The organism is Mesorhizobium sp. M2A.F.Ca.ET.037.01.1.1 (genome assembly GCF_003998075.1).
Classification (GTDB): Bacteria; Pseudomonadota; Alphaproteobacteria; order Rhizobiales; family Rhizobiaceae; genus Mesorhizobium.
In genome coordinates this window covers 1-15,980 of sequence record NZ_RZSA01000024.1, presented here as the reverse complement: position 1 = coordinate 15,980, position 15,980 = coordinate 1, and the positions used below count along the sequence as shown (strand labels likewise).

Annotated in this window: 15 protein-coding genes; 9 read left to right on the top strand and 6 right to left on the bottom strand. The window is 59.2% G+C overall.

Annotated features, from left to right (window positions below; genetic code table 11):
• Positions 1–135 precede the first annotated feature (135 nt).
• Complete coding sequence (locus EOA27_RS02700) at positions 136–612, top strand: Lrp/AsnC family transcriptional regulator (protein WP_126083581.1); 477 nt, start codon at positions 136–138, stop codon at positions 610–612.
• A 13-nt stretch (positions 613–625) separates the two neighbouring features.
• Here the strand turns inward: EOA27_RS02700 and EOA27_RS02695 are convergent, their stop codons facing one another.
• From EOA27_RS02695 to EOA27_RS02675, 5 genes are all read right to left on the bottom strand, one after another.
• Entirely contained in the window at positions 626–2,002 is a 1,377-nt protein-coding gene (locus EOA27_RS02695; protein ID WP_127255387.1) for an aspartate aminotransferase family protein, read from the bottom strand.
• A gap of 234 nt (positions 2,003–2,236) precedes the next feature.
• On the bottom strand, positions 2,237–3,694 hold the full coding sequence (locus tag EOA27_RS02690; protein ID WP_127255385.1) for an NAD-dependent succinate-semialdehyde dehydrogenase: 1,458 nt from the start codon (positions 3,692–3,694) through the stop codon (positions 2,237–2,239).
• A gap of 14 nt (positions 3,695–3,708) precedes the next feature.
• Entirely contained in the window at positions 3,709–4,752 is a 1,044-nt protein-coding gene (locus tag EOA27_RS02685; protein WP_127255383.1) for a tartrate dehydrogenase, read from the bottom strand.
• Positions 4,753–4,940: 188 nt separating this feature from the next.
• Complete coding sequence (locus tag EOA27_RS02680; protein WP_189561944.1) at positions 4,941–6,164, bottom strand: Zn-dependent hydrolase; 1,224 nt, start codon at positions 6,162–6,164, stop codon at positions 4,941–4,943.
• A 22-nt stretch (positions 6,165–6,186) separates the two neighbouring features.
• Positions 6,187–7,470, bottom strand: coding sequence for a Xaa-Pro peptidase family protein (locus EOA27_RS02675; RefSeq protein ID WP_127255379.1), 1,284 nt, complete (start codon positions 7,468–7,470; stop codon positions 6,187–6,189).
• Positions 7,471–7,589: 119 nt separating this feature from the next.
• Between EOA27_RS02675 and EOA27_RS02670 the strand changes: the two genes are divergently transcribed.
• Together EOA27_RS02670 and EOA27_RS02665 are read left to right on the top strand one after the other, a co-directional pair.
• On the top strand, positions 7,590–8,507 hold the full coding sequence (locus tag EOA27_RS02670; protein WP_127255377.1) for a LysR family transcriptional regulator: 918 nt from the start codon (positions 7,590–7,592) through the stop codon (positions 8,505–8,507).
• A gap of 172 nt (positions 8,508–8,679) precedes the next feature.
• Positions 8,680–8,901, top strand: coding sequence for a hypothetical protein (locus EOA27_RS02665; RefSeq protein ID WP_127255375.1), 222 nt, complete (start codon positions 8,680–8,682; stop codon positions 8,899–8,901).
• 229 nt (positions 8,902–9,130) lie between these two features.
• Here the strand turns inward: EOA27_RS02665 and EOA27_RS02660 are convergent, their stop codons facing one another.
• Positions 9,131–9,802 (bottom strand): FCD domain-containing protein, encoded by a 672-nt coding sequence (locus tag EOA27_RS02660; protein WP_127255373.1) that lies wholly within the window; start codon positions 9,800–9,802, stop codon positions 9,131–9,133.
• A gap of 169 nt (positions 9,803–9,971) precedes the next feature.
• On the opposite strand from EOA27_RS02660, the gene EOA27_RS02655 reads away from it, so the two are divergent.
• The 6 genes from EOA27_RS02655 to EOA27_RS02630 all read left to right on the top strand — a co-directional run.
• Entirely contained in the window at positions 9,972–10,781 is an 810-nt protein-coding gene (locus EOA27_RS02655) for an ABC transporter substrate-binding protein (RefSeq protein WP_127255371.1), read from the top strand.
• A gap of 9 nt (positions 10,782–10,790) precedes the next feature.
• Positions 10,791–11,570 carry an amino acid ABC transporter permease gene (locus tag EOA27_RS02650; RefSeq protein ID WP_127255369.1) on the top strand — a complete coding sequence of 260 codons (780 nt, stop codon included), beginning with the start codon at positions 10,791–10,793 and terminating at the stop codon, positions 11,568–11,570.
• Entirely contained in the window at positions 11,567–12,361 is a 795-nt protein-coding gene (locus EOA27_RS02645) for an amino acid ABC transporter ATP-binding protein (protein ID WP_127255367.1), read from the top strand. The genes EOA27_RS02650 and EOA27_RS02645 overlap by 4 nt, the downstream gene beginning before the upstream one ends.
• 11 nt (positions 12,362–12,372) lie before the next feature.
• Complete coding sequence (locus tag EOA27_RS02640; RefSeq protein ID WP_127255365.1) at positions 12,373–13,881, top strand: acyl--CoA ligase; 1,509 nt, start codon at positions 12,373–12,375, stop codon at positions 13,879–13,881.
• Between the two features lie 202 nt (positions 13,882–14,083).
• Positions 14,084–15,667 carry a gamma-glutamyltransferase gene (gene ggt / locus EOA27_RS02635; RefSeq protein ID WP_127255363.1) on the top strand — a complete coding sequence of 528 codons (1,584 nt, stop codon included), beginning with the start codon at positions 14,084–14,086 and terminating at the stop codon, positions 15,665–15,667.
• A 102-nt stretch (positions 15,668–15,769) separates the two neighbouring features.
• A partial coding sequence (locus EOA27_RS02630) for a 2-dehydropantoate 2-reductase N-terminal domain-containing protein (protein WP_281059392.1) occupies positions 15,770–15,980 on the top strand: 211 nt, incomplete at its 3' end.

Here is a 15,980-nt window from a genome sequence, read left to right as displayed (position 1 = left end):
CGCTGTGCGACCTTCAGCATCCGGGATCGCCGCCGAACCGAGCCACGCTGCGTCCTCGTCTCCGTTAGGGTGCAACAGATCAATCCGAGCATCTGAAACGATGAGGCCCCCAGCGCGAGTGGGCAAGAAATGGGCATAAAACTCGACCGGATCGACATCACGATCCTCCATGAACTACAGAAAAATGGCCGCGTCACAAATGTGGACTTGGCCGAGCTTGTGAACCTTACGCCGAGCCCCTGCCTGATGCGGGTGAAGAGGTTGCAGGATAACGGCTACATAGAGGGGTATTCAGCCCTCATCAATGTAGCCAAGCTGGGGCAAACCCTCACGGTTTTCACCGAAGTCACGCTGAAGAACCATCGCCAGATCGATTTTGCAAAATTCTTGGTTGCGGTCGAAAAGATCGAGCAGCTGATCGAGTGCCATTTGGTGTCCGGCGGTTACGATTACCTGTTAAAATTTGTCACCGCCGGTATCAGCGAGTACCAGACCATCATGGAGCGGCTGACTGGCGTCGATGCCGGCATCGACAAGTACTTCAGTTTTGTCGTGCTCAAATCTCCCATCGCCAGAACCCATATTCCACTTCCAACACTTTTCCCAAAATGAGTCGCGGCAGGGCTCAGGCCATGGCTTGGCGAACATCCTTGTCAGCTAGGGTCTGATCGAGCGTTTTGCGCGTCGCTGCGACGATGGCGTCGATCTCGGCATCGGTGCAGCATAGCGGCGGGGCGTAGCCGAGTACGCCTTGGGGAAACGCACGGATGATCAGCCCGTTGTCCCAGGCCCTGTCGAAAATTCGCCGCGCCGGTTCGGCTGTGGCGGGGAGGGGGGTCTTGCGCTCCTTGTCGACGACAAGTTCCACGGCAGCGAGCATTCCTCGTCCGCGAACGTCTCCTACCAGGGAATGGTCTTTCAGGCTTTCCAAACCGGCCATGAGGCGGGCTCCCGCGCGCCTCCCATTATCCAGCAGCCCGCCTTCGTAGAGTCGCAGGGCCTCCAGACCGACGGCGGCGCAAACCGGATGCGCCGAATAGGTGTAACCATGACCGACGGCATTCTCGCCTGCGCGATCAGCAATGACGTCGTAGACCTTATGGCTCATGAACACCGCCCCCATCGGTACATACCCAGAGGTCAATCCCTTGGCCACCGTCATGAGGTCAGGGACGACGCCATCCTCCTCGCACGCAAACAGCGGTCCGGTGCGACCGAACCCGGTGATGACCTCGTCCGCTACGAAAAGGATATCTTTGTCCTGGCAGAGTTTCCGGACCGCCCTCAGCCAGCCGGCCGGCGGCACGAGCACACCCCCGGATCCCTGAATCGGTTCTGCAAAGAATGCGGCGACGCGTTCAGCCCCGCCCACCTCGGCAATCTTGGCCTCGAGCGCTTTCAGCGAGGCTGCGATAATGGCGGAAGGATCCGTCCCAACTGGATTGCGATAGACATAGTGTGAAGGAATCTTGTGCTGCCAATCGAAGGGCAGGCCGAACCCGGCGTGAAACGCCGGAAGCGCCGTCAGGCCGGCACCGACCGTGGAAGAGCCGTGATAGCCGTGCCCGAGCGAAATGAACTGATCCTTCTCCGGCTTCCCATTCGCGTTCCAATAGTAGCGGATGAACCGCACCGTGCTATCGACTGCGTCCGATCCACCGAGCGTAAAGTAGACGTGATTGAGATCGCCCGGAGCACGTTCCGCCAATTCGGCCGCAAGTCGTATGGCAGGCTCGGATCCCAGGCTGAAATAGCCGGTCGCGTATGGCAGTTCGCTGAGCTGGCGCGTCGCCGCCTCGATGAGACTCTCCTGCCCGTAACCGGCGTTGACGCACCATAGGCCAGCGAAACCATCAATCAATCGGTGACCGGCAGCATCGGTTACGGTTGCGCCCTTGGCGTTTTTGAGGATCCGAACACCCATCCTTTCGTGGCCTCGATATGAGGCAACCGGATGCACCAGATGAGCACGGTCGAGTTCCACAAGTGAGTTGCTGAACATTCTGGATCTCCAGATAAGGATTTGGGGCGAAACCTTCCCGAACTTTAGCGCGATCGACTTGGAACATCTTTTTGAACGAGGTCGTTTTTGCGCAATCTTGATCTCTCGAGTCGACCGACGCAGCATCTTGTTGGGTCGCCACCCCCGCTCGCGAGCGGCTTTGCCGGAGCAAAAAAGAAGGGGCTGCCGGGCAGCCCCGTTGAGGTGGGGAGTTTCCTGATGCCTGCCGATGAATCAGCTCAAGCCGCCGAAATGGAATGCTTTCGTTTCAAGGTATTCCTCGATGCCTGCCTGCGAGCCCTCGCGACCGAGACCCGATTGCTTGACGCCGCCGAAAGGTGCGACTTCGGTCGAGATCGCACCGGTGTTGAGACCGACCATGCCGAACTCGAGCGCCTCGCCGACGCGCCAGGCGCGCTTGAGGTTCTCAGTGTAGAAATAGGCGGCGAGCCCAAATGGCGTTGCGTTGGCAATTGCTATGGCATCCTCTTCTGTCTTGAAGCGGAAAAGTGGCGCGACCGGACCGAAGGTCTCCTCGCTGGCCAGCAGCATGCTGGTCTTCGCGCCGGTCAGCACGACCGGGGCGACATATTGCGATCCTTTCGGCAGGTCGTGCTCCTTGGTGATGACTTCGGCGCCCTTGGCCAGCGCGTCCTCGACGTGCTCCCGGATCTTGGCAACGGCGGCGTCGTTGATCATCGGGCCAATCGCGACCCCCGCTTCCGTGCCCGGACCGACTTTCATTGCGTTGACGCGCACCGCAAGCTTCTTCGCGAACACATCATAGACGCCGTCCTGTACCAGGAGGCGATTGGCGCAGACGCACGTCTGACCACCATTTCTGAATTTGGAGACGATCGCCCCTTCAATGGCAAGATCTAGGTCGGCATCATCGAAGACGATAAAGGGGGCGTTGCCGCCGAGTTCCAGTGAAAGACGCTTCACGGTATCGGATGCACCGCGCATTAGCAGCGATCCTATTCGGGTCGAGCCGGTAAATGAGATCTTGCGTACCGTCTCATTGGCCATGATCTCCTCACCGATCTCACCCGGTTGGCCTGTGACGACGTTGATCACGCCAGGAGGAATTCCTGCCCGCTCTGCCAGCACCGCGAGGGCGAGCGCGGAATAGGGCGTGTATTGCGCCGGTTTGACAACCACGGTGCATCCGGCCGCGAGCGCTGGCGCAACCTTGCGCGTGATCATCGCGTTCGGAAAGTTCCAGGGCGTGATGATGCCGCAAACGCCTACCGGCTCCTTGAGGACCACGATCCGGCGGCCGTGTGTAGGCGAGGGGATGGTGCAGCCGTTAATGCGGCGGGCCTCCTCCGCGAACCACTTCACAAACGATGCGCCGTAGCGAATCTCTCCCCTTGCTTCGTCCAGAGGCTTACCCTGCTCCGTGGTCAGGATCAGTCCAAGGTCGTCGAGATGTTCGATCATCAGTGCATGCCATGCCTCCAGCAGCGCGGCGCGCTCGGCATGCGTCGTCTTCCTCCACGCCTCGAAGGCAGAAGCGGCCGCCTCAATCGCCAGCTTGGTTTCCACACCGCCCATCGCGGGAACGGTGCCGATCACTACCTGCGTGGCCGGATCAGTGACGGGCAACGTTTTGCCCGAAACGGCAGGAACCCATGCGCCGGCAATCAGCCCAGCCTGTCGAAACAGTTCCTTGTCTTGCAAACCGTGCATAGCGGCCCCCTTGGTCAATCGAGCGCGGTGAGAACCGCGGCGGTGATAGCGTCAGTTCTGTCCTTGCCGTGGACGGTGGCGATGCCTCGCGCGGTCGTCGCTTCCAGGGCGCTCATGAGGCGCCTGGCCGCTCCCGCTTCTCCGAGATGGTCGAGCATCATCGCCCCGGACCAGATAGTCGCGATCGGGTTCGCGATGCCGAGATGGGCGATGTCCGGAGCGGAGCCGTGCACGGGCTCGAACATTGATGGCGCGGTGCGTTCCGGATTGATGTTAGCCGATGCCGCGAAGCCCAACCCGCCCTGAATGGCTGCCCCGAGGTCGGTGAGGATGTTGCCAAAGAGGTTGGAAGCCACTACGACATCGAGGCTTTCCGGGGCCATAACCATCCGCGCAGCCATTGCGTCGATATGATAGCTGGTCAGGGCAACATCGGGGTACTCGGAGCTGAGTTCCCTGGCGACATCGTCCCAAAACGCCATCGAGAATTTCTGGGCGTTCGACTTTGTCACCGAGGCAAGCCTGCCTCTACGGGCTCGTGCCTGTTCAAACGCGAAACGCAGGATGCGTTCCAGCCCGCGGCGCGTAAAGATGGACGTTTCCACGGCAACTTCCCCATCTGTGCCCTGATGGATACGTCCGCCCGCGCCGCTATACTCGCCCTCGGTATTCTCACGGATGCACAAAATATCGAAGTCTTGCGACCGCAACGGGCTAGTCACACCACGCAACAAGCGATGCGGCCTGATGTTGGCATATTGCGAGAAGGCCTTGCGGATCGGCAACAACAGCCCGTGCAGCGAGACGGAATCCGGGACCAGCGCCGGCCAGCCCACGGCGCCAAGCAAAATAGCATCGAAAGCTCGCAGGATCTCGATGCCATCGTTTGGCATCATTGCTCCTGTTTCCTTGTAGAAGGCGCACGACCAAGGAAATTCCGTGCCTTGGAACTTGAAACCAGAATTGTCAGCGACCCTGCCGAGGACCTGCCAAGCTGCGGCTGTGACATCGCGGCCCACATCATCGCCAGGGATGAGTGCGATACGATAAGTCTTCATTTGGCTATCCCGCACAAGCAATCGGCGCCCCAGCGCCTTGACGTCTGATTGTCGCGAAGCAGGCCGAAAATGAGATGCTGAATCGGCTGTCGGGCCAGTCGAATCTGCTGCGCGATACTTTGCTCAGAGGTGAAAGTTCGGGCCCCGGCAAGCGGTTGTGATGAGCGCCGCAAACATTGCGGTTCGCCTTACCGCGTCCCGCGAACCAGCAAGTCATGAACCGCGAGAAGCAGAAACTCGGCGCCCGCGCGGATCGCGGCCGGCGTCGAATGCTCGTCGCTGTGATGGCTGATACCGCCCTTGCTCTCGATGAATATCATCGCCGTCGGCACGTCACGGCTGGCGAAGACCTGGGCATCGTGACAAGCACCAGACGACAGCAGCTCGCACTGCAGATTGTTTTTGGCGGCGATGGCGAAGAGACGGTCGCGCAACCCCTTCGAGAGGGGAGCAGGTGGATCGATAACGTTACGACCTCTGACCGTCGTCAACCCGGCTTGGCCGGCTGCGTTCTGAAAGGCCCTGTCGACGATGGATCTGAGGGCAGCGATGGTTTCGCGATTCGGGGCTCTTACCTCACTGTCTACGATCACCTGCCCTGGAACGACGTTCGTTGACCCTGGACTGACGCGCAGATTGCCGAACGTCATGGTGCCGGCGTCAGCCAAACCTTCCTCAACCATTGCCGCAATGGCGCTGTGGATTGCCGAGGCTGCACAGACGAGCGCATCCTGGCGGTCGGCCATCGGTGTCGACCCCGAGTGCCTCGCCTTGCCTGTCAAGGTGTAGCTGGACAGATCCATGCCGACGATGGCGTCTACGATGCCGATGTCCAGCCCCAAGCGCTCGAGCACCGGGCCCTGCTCGATGTGCAGCTCCAAATAGGCCTCCACCTCGTCCAGCTTGCGCGCAGCTTTGCTTACTGCGCTGAAATCAAGACCGACGGCCAGCATGGCCATAGCCAAGGCGCCGCTGTCTTGAATGTCGTCCGGCTCCAGCGCTCCGGCCATCGCCTTGGAACCCAGCAAGCCGTGGTAAGCGCCTTCTTCATCCGCGAATGCGACGACCTCGAATCCGGCGGACGGCTGCAATCCGCTGGCGGCGATTGCGCGGGCACACTCCAGACCCGCCAGCACTCCGAGGGTCCCGTCGAGCGAGCCGCCGCCGCGCACGGTGTCGATATGGGATCCGCATATCAACGTTCTGCCGGTCTGTGGCCCCAGCCGACCGATGATGTTGCCGGCACCATCGCGGCGCGCCGTCATGCCGGCTTGGCGCATGGCCTGCATCAGCCATTCTTCGGCATCGACAATCGCGGGGGAGAAAGCGGGACGATCAATCCCGCCTGCTTCCACGGCACCAAAACCCGCCAGCGTCCGAATGTCGCCCAAAAGACGGTCGAGGTTCAACAAGGCGCGAATATCACCTGACATCCTAGGCCTTTATGACGATCTCCCTCGGAAGTTTCGAAAACCTCTCGCAGCCGCTTTCGGTCACCAGAATGCTTTCCGAGAACCCGATGCCGTACTCACGATACTTCAGGCAAAGTGGCGGCATATGGAAAGTCATGCCGGGCTGGAGCAAACGGGGTTCATTCTGCTGCAGGGAAATGATCTCGCCTTCGCCCCAATCCGGCGGGTAGCTAACGCCAATGCTGTAGCCCAGACGGTTGCGGTGGTAAGGCGCAAAGCCCGCCTTGGTGGTGACTGCGCGTGCGACAGTATCGGCATCGTGCGAGGAAACGCCTGGCCTGATAAACGCAAGCGCTGCGGACGTAGCGTCGATGCATGCCTGCGCGGCCCTTAGCCACTCATCCTTGGGCTTGCCAAGGAAGATCGTACGCATCAAGGCTGCCGTATATCGGCGATGCGAAGCGGAAATCTCAAAGTACATAAGATCGTCCCTACCCAGCGCATTTTTCCCGCCCGTCTGATGGGGCAGACAACTGCGTTCTCCAGCGAGCACGAAGGGAGGCAGACCCATGTATTCTCCGCCAGCCGCCAGCAGCGCTCTGTTTACCTCTCCGTTGATCTCGTCGCCGGTGGCGCCTGGGCATGTTGCCTCATACCCCGCCTGCATTGCCACATCGACGAGCGCGGCCGATCTGCGCATCACCTCGACTTCTTCCGCTGATTTGATCATGCGGGCGTTCCACAGAACGTGGGTAGCATCTACATACTCGTTGGTTGGAGCTGCCCGGGCGAGCGTCTCGTGCTCGTCTACGGTGTAGAAAAAGCTCTGCTTTTCGACCCCTATGCGCTTGTTGCTTCCAAGACCGAGCTGATCGAGGACATTGGCCGTGACGCTCGGTGCGTGATCCCAGTCGTATACCTTTACGAATTTCGTGGACCAGGCGAATTCCGGTGTGTTTATCCACTCGAAGTCCCGAACGAGAAAGACCGGCTCTCCGTCCTTCGGCACGACGATGCAGTGGTAACGGTAATAGCCGGGCGTTTCGTAGCTGGAGAAATAGGTAATGTTTTCCGGGCCACGCACGAGGAGCGCGTCCAGCCCCAGATCGTCCATTGAGGATTGGATCAGGTCATAGCGCCTGACGAATTCTTCCGGTGAGAAGGCGAGGCGGTCATGGGAGATCATTGGCAAATGATAGCCACGGGCCGTCGGTCGAACTGTCGGCTGGAAGGTGACATGCTCGGTGTGCTCGGCAACATTGAGGATCTTGCGATCGGCAATGTTTGGCTGTGCGACTATTCCCACGATCAATCTCCCTGTCTTGACACGTTGGAAGCACCAATCTCAGTTTGTCGTTTCGGAGAAAAGGTGAATGCTCTTGAGTTCGTTTGAGCGTTTTTCAATGTAACAACGTGGAGAGCCGGATGCCGACGAGGGTAATGGACCTGGATCTCAGGCTGCTGCGGGTGTTCGTTGCCGTAGTGGAGGCCGAAAGCTATACAGGCGCCCAGATTACGTTGAACGTGGGACACTCAACGATCAGCCTGCATATGTCCGACTTGGAAAAGCGGCTTGGTTTTCGTTTGTGTGAACGGGGCCGGAGCGGTTTTCGTCTTACCGAAAAAGGTCGCACAGCCTACGAGGAAACCAAGCGAATGCTTGCTCAGCTCGATGACTTCGCTGGCAGCATGGCAGGGCTTAAGAAACGGCTCGCTGGTCGGCTGGTGATCGGCATGGTTGATTGCCTCACGATGGATCCGCGCTTTCCGCTTGCACTGGCTCTTAGGGAGTTCAACGAGCTAGACCATGATGTCCATGTGGAGCTCGTCGTTTCAGATCGGCTTGACCTTGAGAGGGCAATCCTGTCGGGCCACATGCACGGCGCGATCGTACCCTATGTCCGCGACATTGGCGGTATTCACTTCAGGCCTCTCCTGGAAGAGACCCATCGCCTTTTTGTCGGCCGAGGTCATCCGCTGTTTTCCAAAACGGCCGAGGAGATCTTGGAGGACGAGGTCTTGAAGTACCCCTTCGTGATGAGAGGATACCGGCAGCCGTTCGACGAGGAGTACTTTCCTGCCTTGCGCTACCACGCCACAATCAACAACATGGAAGCGATGTTGGTGATGCTGCTTTCAGGAGGGTATGTGGGGTTCCTGCCTGAGCACTACGCAAGGTATTGGGTGGAACGAAGCGAACTGAAGCCGGTTGAGTGTAAATCCCTCGTCTACCGATCCCGGCATCAATGGGCCACGTCGATTTCCAAAAGCGCTCCGAAGGCCCCGGCTTTTGCAGCCTTCTCCAAGGTTTTTGAGCGCTTCCTCGAGCCTGATGCACGCTAACCACCAGCGCAAAGCAATTGGGATCGGCCGATACTCAGGTGGTTCTGGGAACGCGCGAAGCCCATAACCACACACTTTGAATTTCGTCAATGTTTGCAGCGCAATCCTCGCATCGACCGCACCAGCGATTATCTCGTATGAATGCTCCTGTAGGGAACAGGAGTGTCCTTATATGATCGCACGAGCAATTGGCTACGTTGTTGCCGGCCCATGGCACCAAACCGGCAAAGCTCCGGTGGAAGTGGACGAGGCAGCTCTGCGATGGCTCGCTGCCGCCAGCACCTTCGCCGCCTTTGTCGGTATTGTCGTGTTGGCGTTGTTACTTAATCTGACAAGCCCGATCGGCGACACAACAGATGAATCGCGCAGCCAAGACATCATCGGCCGGAACTGAGCAACTGGCATTGCGCTAACCGCAAGGCTCTGCCTTTGAATGCCTAAGCCTATGCTGCCTTGGCCACTCCCCTCGAGGGCACCTATCGATGCGCGGTCAAGGGCTCACGTTGCGCAAAAGATGGAAAGCACGTCTAGCCGTCGTGGAAATTCCGATCGCGACTGACACTCGACCGGTAGGCAAGCTGGTCCAGCTGCTTTTTCGACGGCAGGTGAACCCGCATATTCGCTTACCCACGGGGATCGAGCAGACTGCGTGCTACGTCTTCTATATGCGCGCGCATAGCCAATTCAGCTTGCACAGCGTCGCGATCGCTGATCGCCTCGAGAATATTCTTGTGCTGTTGCGCATAATGCTCCCGCCGCTCCGGCGTGAGCACGGCCTGACGAAGCTGGTTCCATGTCCTTTGCCGTCGTATTGCGTTGAAGCTGTCGAAGATGGAAAGCAGGAGCCGATTGCCTGTGACGAGACACAGCGCCCGGTGGAACTGCCCGTCCCAGGACTCCCACGCAGCGGGATCTCCCGAGACCCTTCCCTTCTGAACAAGCACGAACATATCGGAGATCTGAAGTTCGCTCGCGCGCAACGCCGCCATTCGGGCGATCTGGGGTTCGATCGCCAGTCGTGCCTCGAGCGCCTCGGCCGGGCTCGTGTTTGCGGTAACGAACGACAGTTGTGTTGGTGCTTTTTCGGGACGCGGACCAACAAAAGTGCCTTGACCGACATGACGCCAGATTCGTCCTTCCGCCTCGAGCCGATCAAGCGCCACTCGCAGCCCCATACGACTGACGTCGAGCTGACGCGCCAGATCTCGTTCCGGCGGAAGTCGACTCTGCGGCTGGAGGCGATTTTCCCGCAGCATTTCGTCAAGCTTCTGGTGAGCGTAGTCGGATCTCTTCATTTTAGACCATTCGATATTGGTTTATTTCAATCGGCAAGCGCCCACCATGTTGACAGGGCCTATACGTTGGGGAATAGATAGCGAAAATCATAACATAAGACTATCGGGATATAGACCAATACGCAATGGTCCAAATCGTTGGGCCGATAAAGAATGGGAAGGTTGTCAAATGTCTCGTGTTTCCAAAACTGCCGGTTGTGCCATCGCGCTCATCTTCGCGGTTGGCGTTGCTCATGCATCGGAAGTGACACCGCCGGCGGATATCGCCAAGGCGGGCAAGATCACGTATTGCGCGGAGTTCGGGAATCCGCCGCTCGGCTTCTATGATGAAAATCAGGTTCTAGGTGGTCTGGATGTCGATATCGGCACCGAGATCGGGAAGCGGATGGGGGTGAAGGTCGAGTGGAAGGAAACTGCATTCAGCGCGATCATTCCGGCTCTCCTGGCGAAGCAGTGCGATGCCATTCTGTCCCAGCTTTTCGACAAGCCGCAGCGCCGCGAAGTCGTGGACTTCACCAACTACATGTATTCAAGCCAGTCGCTCTTGGTGCCGAAGGGAAACCCGAAGAACGTCAAGGGGCTTGAGGATCTTTCAGGTCTCAAGGCTGCCGTGGACAATGGCACGACGATCCAGAGCCTGCTGGACGAACAGAACAAGAAATTCAAGGAGGCTGGAAAACCCGAGGTGACGGTCACGGTCTTCCCCAAGGATTCCGATGCTCGCCAGGCGCTGCAAATTGGCCAGGTTGATGTCTACGGAACCACCCTCGAAACGGCTGCTTTCTTCCTTCAGAAGGCTGGCCATATCTTCGACATTGGCGGTGAGCCGTTCGCCAAGATCAAGACCGGGATCGCCACCCGCAAGGGTGAAGCCGAGATGCATGATGCGGTCCAGAAGGCCTTCGAATCGATGAAGGCCGACGGCACCTACAAGAAGTTGCTCGCGAAATGGGGGCTCGAAGGGGACGCCATCGAGTAGGCGGTCACCATGAACTTCGAATGGAGCGTTTTTTGGGAATACCTGTTCCAGCCAAGTTCCGTCTATTTGCATGGGCTTTGGCTGACCTTAAGCATCAGCGTGATTTCCCAAGGCTTCGGAACGCTCCTGGGGCTTTTCATAGCCTTGGCCCGGATTTCGAAGCATCACATACTACAAGTGCCTGCACGGATCTTCGTGTGGGGTTTTCGCGGCACGCCATTGTTGGTGCAGATCGTCTTCATTTACACCGGTCTGGCTGCCGCGAACATTTTCCGTTTCGAGGATATTGATCTCGGTTTTGCGGTCCTTCCCGGCAATATGCAGGCGGGAATCCTTGCATTGACGCTGAACGAAGCTGCCTACATGGCGGAGATCATTCGCGCGGGAATCAATTCCGTCGCCATAGGCCAGACGGAAGCATCAAAGTCCCTGGGAATGACTTATGGCCTCTACATGCGCCGCATTATCCTGCCGCAGGCAGCGCGCGTGGTTGTCCCACCCCTGGGTAACGAGTTCAACAGCATGCTGAAAAACACAACACTGCTGAGCGTGATCGGCGTTCCCGAACTTCTGCTCGCAACGCAGATGGTAACCTCTGTAACCTTTCGTGTTTTTGAGCTGTATATGGTGGTCGCCTGCTACTACCTGACGCTCACCACGCTCTGGGGCTTCGTACAGCAGCGCCTCGAGTCACGGTTTGGCGATCCTGCCTCGGCAGCGGCCCGCAAAGTTGGATCAAGGGGATATCGGCGCCTGTTCGGTTTTGGCCAGATTGGAGAACCGCGATGAGCGATGATCCGGCGGCTGAGCCCGCCATTGTCACCGCGCGCGGGGTGGAAAAACACTTCGGCGATCTTCATGTCCTCAAGGGGATCGATCTTACCGTTCGTAAGGGAGAGGTGGTCGTCATTGTTGGCGCATCGGGGTCGGGCAAGACCACCTTCATACGCTGCATCAACCATCTGGAGCGGATCCAGAAAGGTCGCATCGAGGTCAACGGCCATTTGATTGGCTACCGCGAGCGCAACGGTCAGCTTGTGGAAGACAGCGAGCGCAACATTGCCCGCCAGCGCTGCGAGATCGGGATGGTGTTCCAGCTGTTCAACCTGTTTCCGCATCTGACGGCTCTCGAGAACATCATTGAAGCGCCGATTCACGTGCGCAAGATCCCGCGGGAGGAAGCGCTTCGAACCGGCCGCGCACTTCTCGCTCGCGTTGGCCTGGCCGACAAAGAGGATACCTATCCCACGCAACTCTCCGGCGGCCAGCAGCAGCGTGTCGCCATCGCCCGCGCTCTGGCTATGCGTCCCGCGCTCATGCTGTTCGACGAGCCCACCAGTGCGCTCGATCCCGAGATGATTGGCGAAGTCCTGGACGTCATGAAGGAACTCGCCCGCGAGGGGATGACCATGATTGTGGTGAGCCACGAGATGGGCTTCGCGCGCGAGGTGGCGAACCGCGTGATCATGATGCACGGCGGCCGGATAATTGAGGACGCTCCTCCGGAGCAATTCTTCACCGCGCCGGCTCATGAAAGAACCGCGGCGTTTTTGTCTCGGGTCATCAGCAGGAAAGAGTGAGAGCGGTACGCATGAACACGATCCGCGATATTCTGAGTTCCGCGACCTCGGGGGGGCAAGCAATTGGCGCTCCTGCTCGCTCGGACGTCGCCTTCGGAGAACTGCTGGCTCTTGTCGATCGAACGGTCCTATCGCTCAACAATCTTGGCGTTGGCAGGGGTGACAAGCTCGCGATCGTTCTTGATAACGGCCCAGAGATGGTTGCCGCCTTCCTCGCCTGCGCAACCGCCTGTACGACAGCTCCACTCAATCCAGCCTACCGCGAGGACGAGTTCTTCTTTTACCTGGACGATCTCAAGGCGAAGGCGCTTCTCGTCGCAGCCGGCAGCAACAGTCCCGCACTTGCTGCGGCTGTGCGTGTCGGGATACCGATAATCCACCTGCATGCGCGAACGGAGGGTCCAGCGGGGCTCTTTGATCTGTCGGGCGCGCCGTCGGCGGCCACCAGGCCGGGGCCGGCGGATTCTGAGGATGTCGCGCTGGTCCTGCATACTTCGGGTACGACCTCCAGACCTAAAATAGTACCGCTTAGTCACACGAACCTCCTTACTTCAGCGGCAAATATCGTGCGGACGCTCAAGCTCGGGCCGTCGGACCGTTGCCTTAACATCATGCCGCTGTTCCATATTCACGGTCTGGTCGCGGCTGTACTGGCAAGCCTGTCGGCTGGCGCCAGCGTCTTCTGCACGCCCGGATTCAACGCCCTGAAGTTCTTCGGCTGGATGAGCGAGGCTAGACCGACCTGGTATACGGCCGTGCCGACAATGCACCAGGCGATCCTCGCCCGCAGCAGCGGCAATGCGGAAACGATTGGGGCCAATCCTTTGCGATTCATCCGTTCGAGCTCGGCATCTTTGCCGGCACCCGTCTTCGCCGAAATGGAGCGGGTTTTTGGCTGTCCGGTAATCGAAGCGTATTCGATGACTGAGAACGCTCATCAGATGACGTCCAATCAGTTGCCGCCAGGCCAGCGCAAGCCAGGAAGTGTCGGCCTCGCCGCGGGACCCGAGGTAGCGATCATGTCCGAAGACGGGAGATTGCTTCCTCTGGGACAGGTAGGAGAAATTGTCACACGCGGCGCTAACGTGACGCGCGGTTACGAGAACAATCCAAAGGCCAACTCCGAGGCGTTCACCAAAGGATGGTTTCGCACCGGAGATCAGGGCGTGATGGACGATGATGGTTTTCTTCGCCTTACCGGTCGGCTCAAAGAGATCATCAACCGCGGTGGCGAGAAAATCGCCCCGCTTGAAGTCGATGAAGTCCTGATGGCCCACCCGGCGGTTCATCAGGCGGTGACCTTCGCCATACCGCATAACAAGCTCGGTGAGGACGTTGCCGCGGTCATTGTCCTGAGGGAGGGCGCCCAGGCCGGCGAGCGCGATATTCGCGAGTTCGCCGCTGGTCGGCTTGCGGACTTCAAAGTGCCAAGACGTGTGGTCTTTGTGCCCGAAATTCCGAAGGGCGCCACGGGCAAGATGCAGCGCATTGGCCTGGCGGCAAAGCTTGGGCTGGCATAGCCATGACCAAGAGTGTTTCACGCGCCAGGAGTGCTTCCAGAGCCGTGCTCCTTCGCTTCAGGAAAGCGAATTCGAAGTCTACAGGGCGCGAGGCCAAGTGCCGTCGCGACATCTTTCAATTGTAACTGACAAGCAAATTGGAATGACGGCGCAGCTCTAGGCTTGCGCCTTTCATTCTCACCGTTGCCGATAGGAGAACACGATGCGCGACTTCCAACTTCCTGGCCGCTCTCCGGCAATGGCCATGAATGGCATGGCGGCCACCCACAACCCCCATGCGGCGCGAGTGGCCATTGAGGTGCTGCAAAGTGGAGGCGCGGCAATCGATGCGGCAGTCGCCGCGGCCGCTGTGCTTGCAGTCGTGGAGCCGCAGCAAACCGGAATCGGCGGCGACTGCTTTGTCATCATGGCCAAGAATGGCACCGATCAGATCGTTGCCTACAACGGCTCCGGGCGAGCACCTTCCAGGCTTCCAGCTGACGAACTCGCCGTTGGCCATGGCCAACTTGAGGATTCAAGCCCGCATGCCGTTACTATCCCGGGCGCGATTGATGCGTGGACCCGGCTCGTGGCGGATCATGGACGCAAGGAGATCGGTGAGCTTCTTGCTCCGGCAATTGCCTTTGCGCGGGATGGATTTCCGGTTCACCCTCGGGTGGCGGAAGATTGGGCTTTGGAGGAACCGCGGTTGCGGCGCGACCCCAATGCAACCCGCGTTTTTCTTCCGCGTGGCCGGGCCGCTCGGGCAGGGGAGGTATTTCGCAACCCAGGCCTGGCTGACGCGCTCAGCCTGGTCGCCGCCAAAGGCAGAGATGGATTCTACAAAGGGCCCGTGGCTCAGGACATCGTGAGCTATCTGCTCGGTCTGGGTGGCCATCACACAATTGAAGATTTCGAGATCGCCGCAGGCGAATATGTCGAGCCGGTCCGGACGGATTACCGGGGCATGGAAGTCTGCCAGATTCCGCCCAACAACCAGGGCATCACCGCGCTCCTCATGCTCAACATCCTCGAGGGTTTTGATCTCGCGGCGCTCGAGCCCATGAGCGCTGAACGCCTCCACCTTGAAATCGAAGCGGGCAGACTGGCCTACCGTGATCGTGATGCTTTTGTCTGTGACACGCGGCATGCCGCATTCCCAGTGAATGAAATCCTGTCCAAGGATTACGCCGCACGCCTACGAAATGAGATCCGCCGCGATCGTGTGGCAGACCATCTGCCGCCGCCGCTGATGCGCAAATCGGACACTGTTTACCTGACGGTCGTCGACCGCGATCGCAACTGCGTCAGCTTCATCAACTCCGTCTATTGGGGCTTCGGATCAACCCGGGTCGCGCCGACATATGGCATCACCCTTCAAAATCGAGGCATGGGCTTTTCGCTCGATCCCGCTCATCCCAACGCGATAGGGCCGGGCAAGCGCCCCCTCCACACGATCATGCCCGGACTCGCCATGAAAGACGGTCGGCCATTCCTTTGTTACGGGGTCATGGGTGGGGACTATCAGCCATTTGGACACACACACGTGTTGACCGGCGTCGTCGACTTCGGGCTCGATCCGCAGGAGGCGATCGATCAACCCCGTGTCTTCCATTCGCTGGGCGAAACCCAGGTCGAGCGTGGCGTTCCGGTCGATACGGTCGAGGGACTCAGAAAACTCGGCCATCGCATCGTCCAGCCAATCGAGCCGCTCGGCGGCGGACAAATGATAAAGATCGACTGGTCCGAAGGAGTGCTTATCGGAGGCTCGGATCCGCGCATGGACGGATGCGCGCTTGGCTATTAGATCGCCGATCCAAGAGGCTCTCTTCCGGCCAACCTTTGAAGGATCATCGCGCGAGGTGGATCGGATGCTGCTGGATTGCTCGATCGTGCAACGGGGTATCCGATGATGCGGATCTGCGTGTTCGGCGCCGGAGCGATCGGAGGTCTCGTAGGCGCCAGGCTCGCCGCACAAGGCGATGCCGAAGTAAGTCTCATCGCCAGGGGCGCCCACCTTGCCGTGTTGCGCGACAAGGGTTTGACACTGAAGTCCGAAGAGGGCGAGACCACCGTCACCGTGCGCGCAACGGACCAGGCCGCGGACCTCGGCGCCCAGG

Coding starts and splice junctions, on each gene's coding strand:
- EOA27_RS02685 (WP_127255383.1), bottom strand. CDS start 4,752: ATGAAGACTTATCGTATCGCACTCATCCCTGGCGATGATGTGGGCCGC.
- EOA27_RS02650 (WP_127255369.1), top strand. CDS start 10,791: ATGAACTTCGAATGGAGCGTTTTTTGGGAATACCTGTTCCAGCCAAGT.
- ggt (WP_127255363.1), top strand. CDS start 14,084: ATGCGCGACTTCCAACTTCCTGGCCGCTCTCCGGCAATGGCCATGAAT.
- EOA27_RS02665 (WP_127255375.1), top strand. CDS start 8,680: ATGATCGCACGAGCAATTGGCTACGTTGTTGCCGGCCCATGGCACCAA.
- EOA27_RS02640 (WP_127255365.1), top strand. CDS start 12,373: ATGAACACGATCCGCGATATTCTGAGTTCCGCGACCTCGGGGGGGCAA.
- EOA27_RS02690 (WP_127255385.1), bottom strand. CDS start 3,694: ATGCACGGTTTGCAAGACAAGGAACTGTTTCGACAGGCTGGGCTGATT.
- EOA27_RS02655 (WP_127255371.1), top strand. CDS start 9,972: ATGTCTCGTGTTTCCAAAACTGCCGGTTGTGCCATCGCGCTCATCTTC.
- EOA27_RS02695 (WP_127255387.1), bottom strand. CDS start 2,002: ATGTTCAGCAACTCACTTGTGGAACTCGACCGTGCTCATCTGGTGCAT.
- EOA27_RS02670 (WP_127255377.1), top strand. CDS start 7,590: ATGCCGACGAGGGTAATGGACCTGGATCTCAGGCTGCTGCGGGTGTTC.
- EOA27_RS02660 (WP_127255373.1), bottom strand. CDS start 9,802: ATGAAGAGATCCGACTACGCTCACCAGAAGCTTGACGAAATGCTGCGG.
- EOA27_RS02645 (WP_127255367.1), top strand. CDS start 11,567: ATGAGCGATGATCCGGCGGCTGAGCCCGCCATTGTCACCGCGCGCGGG.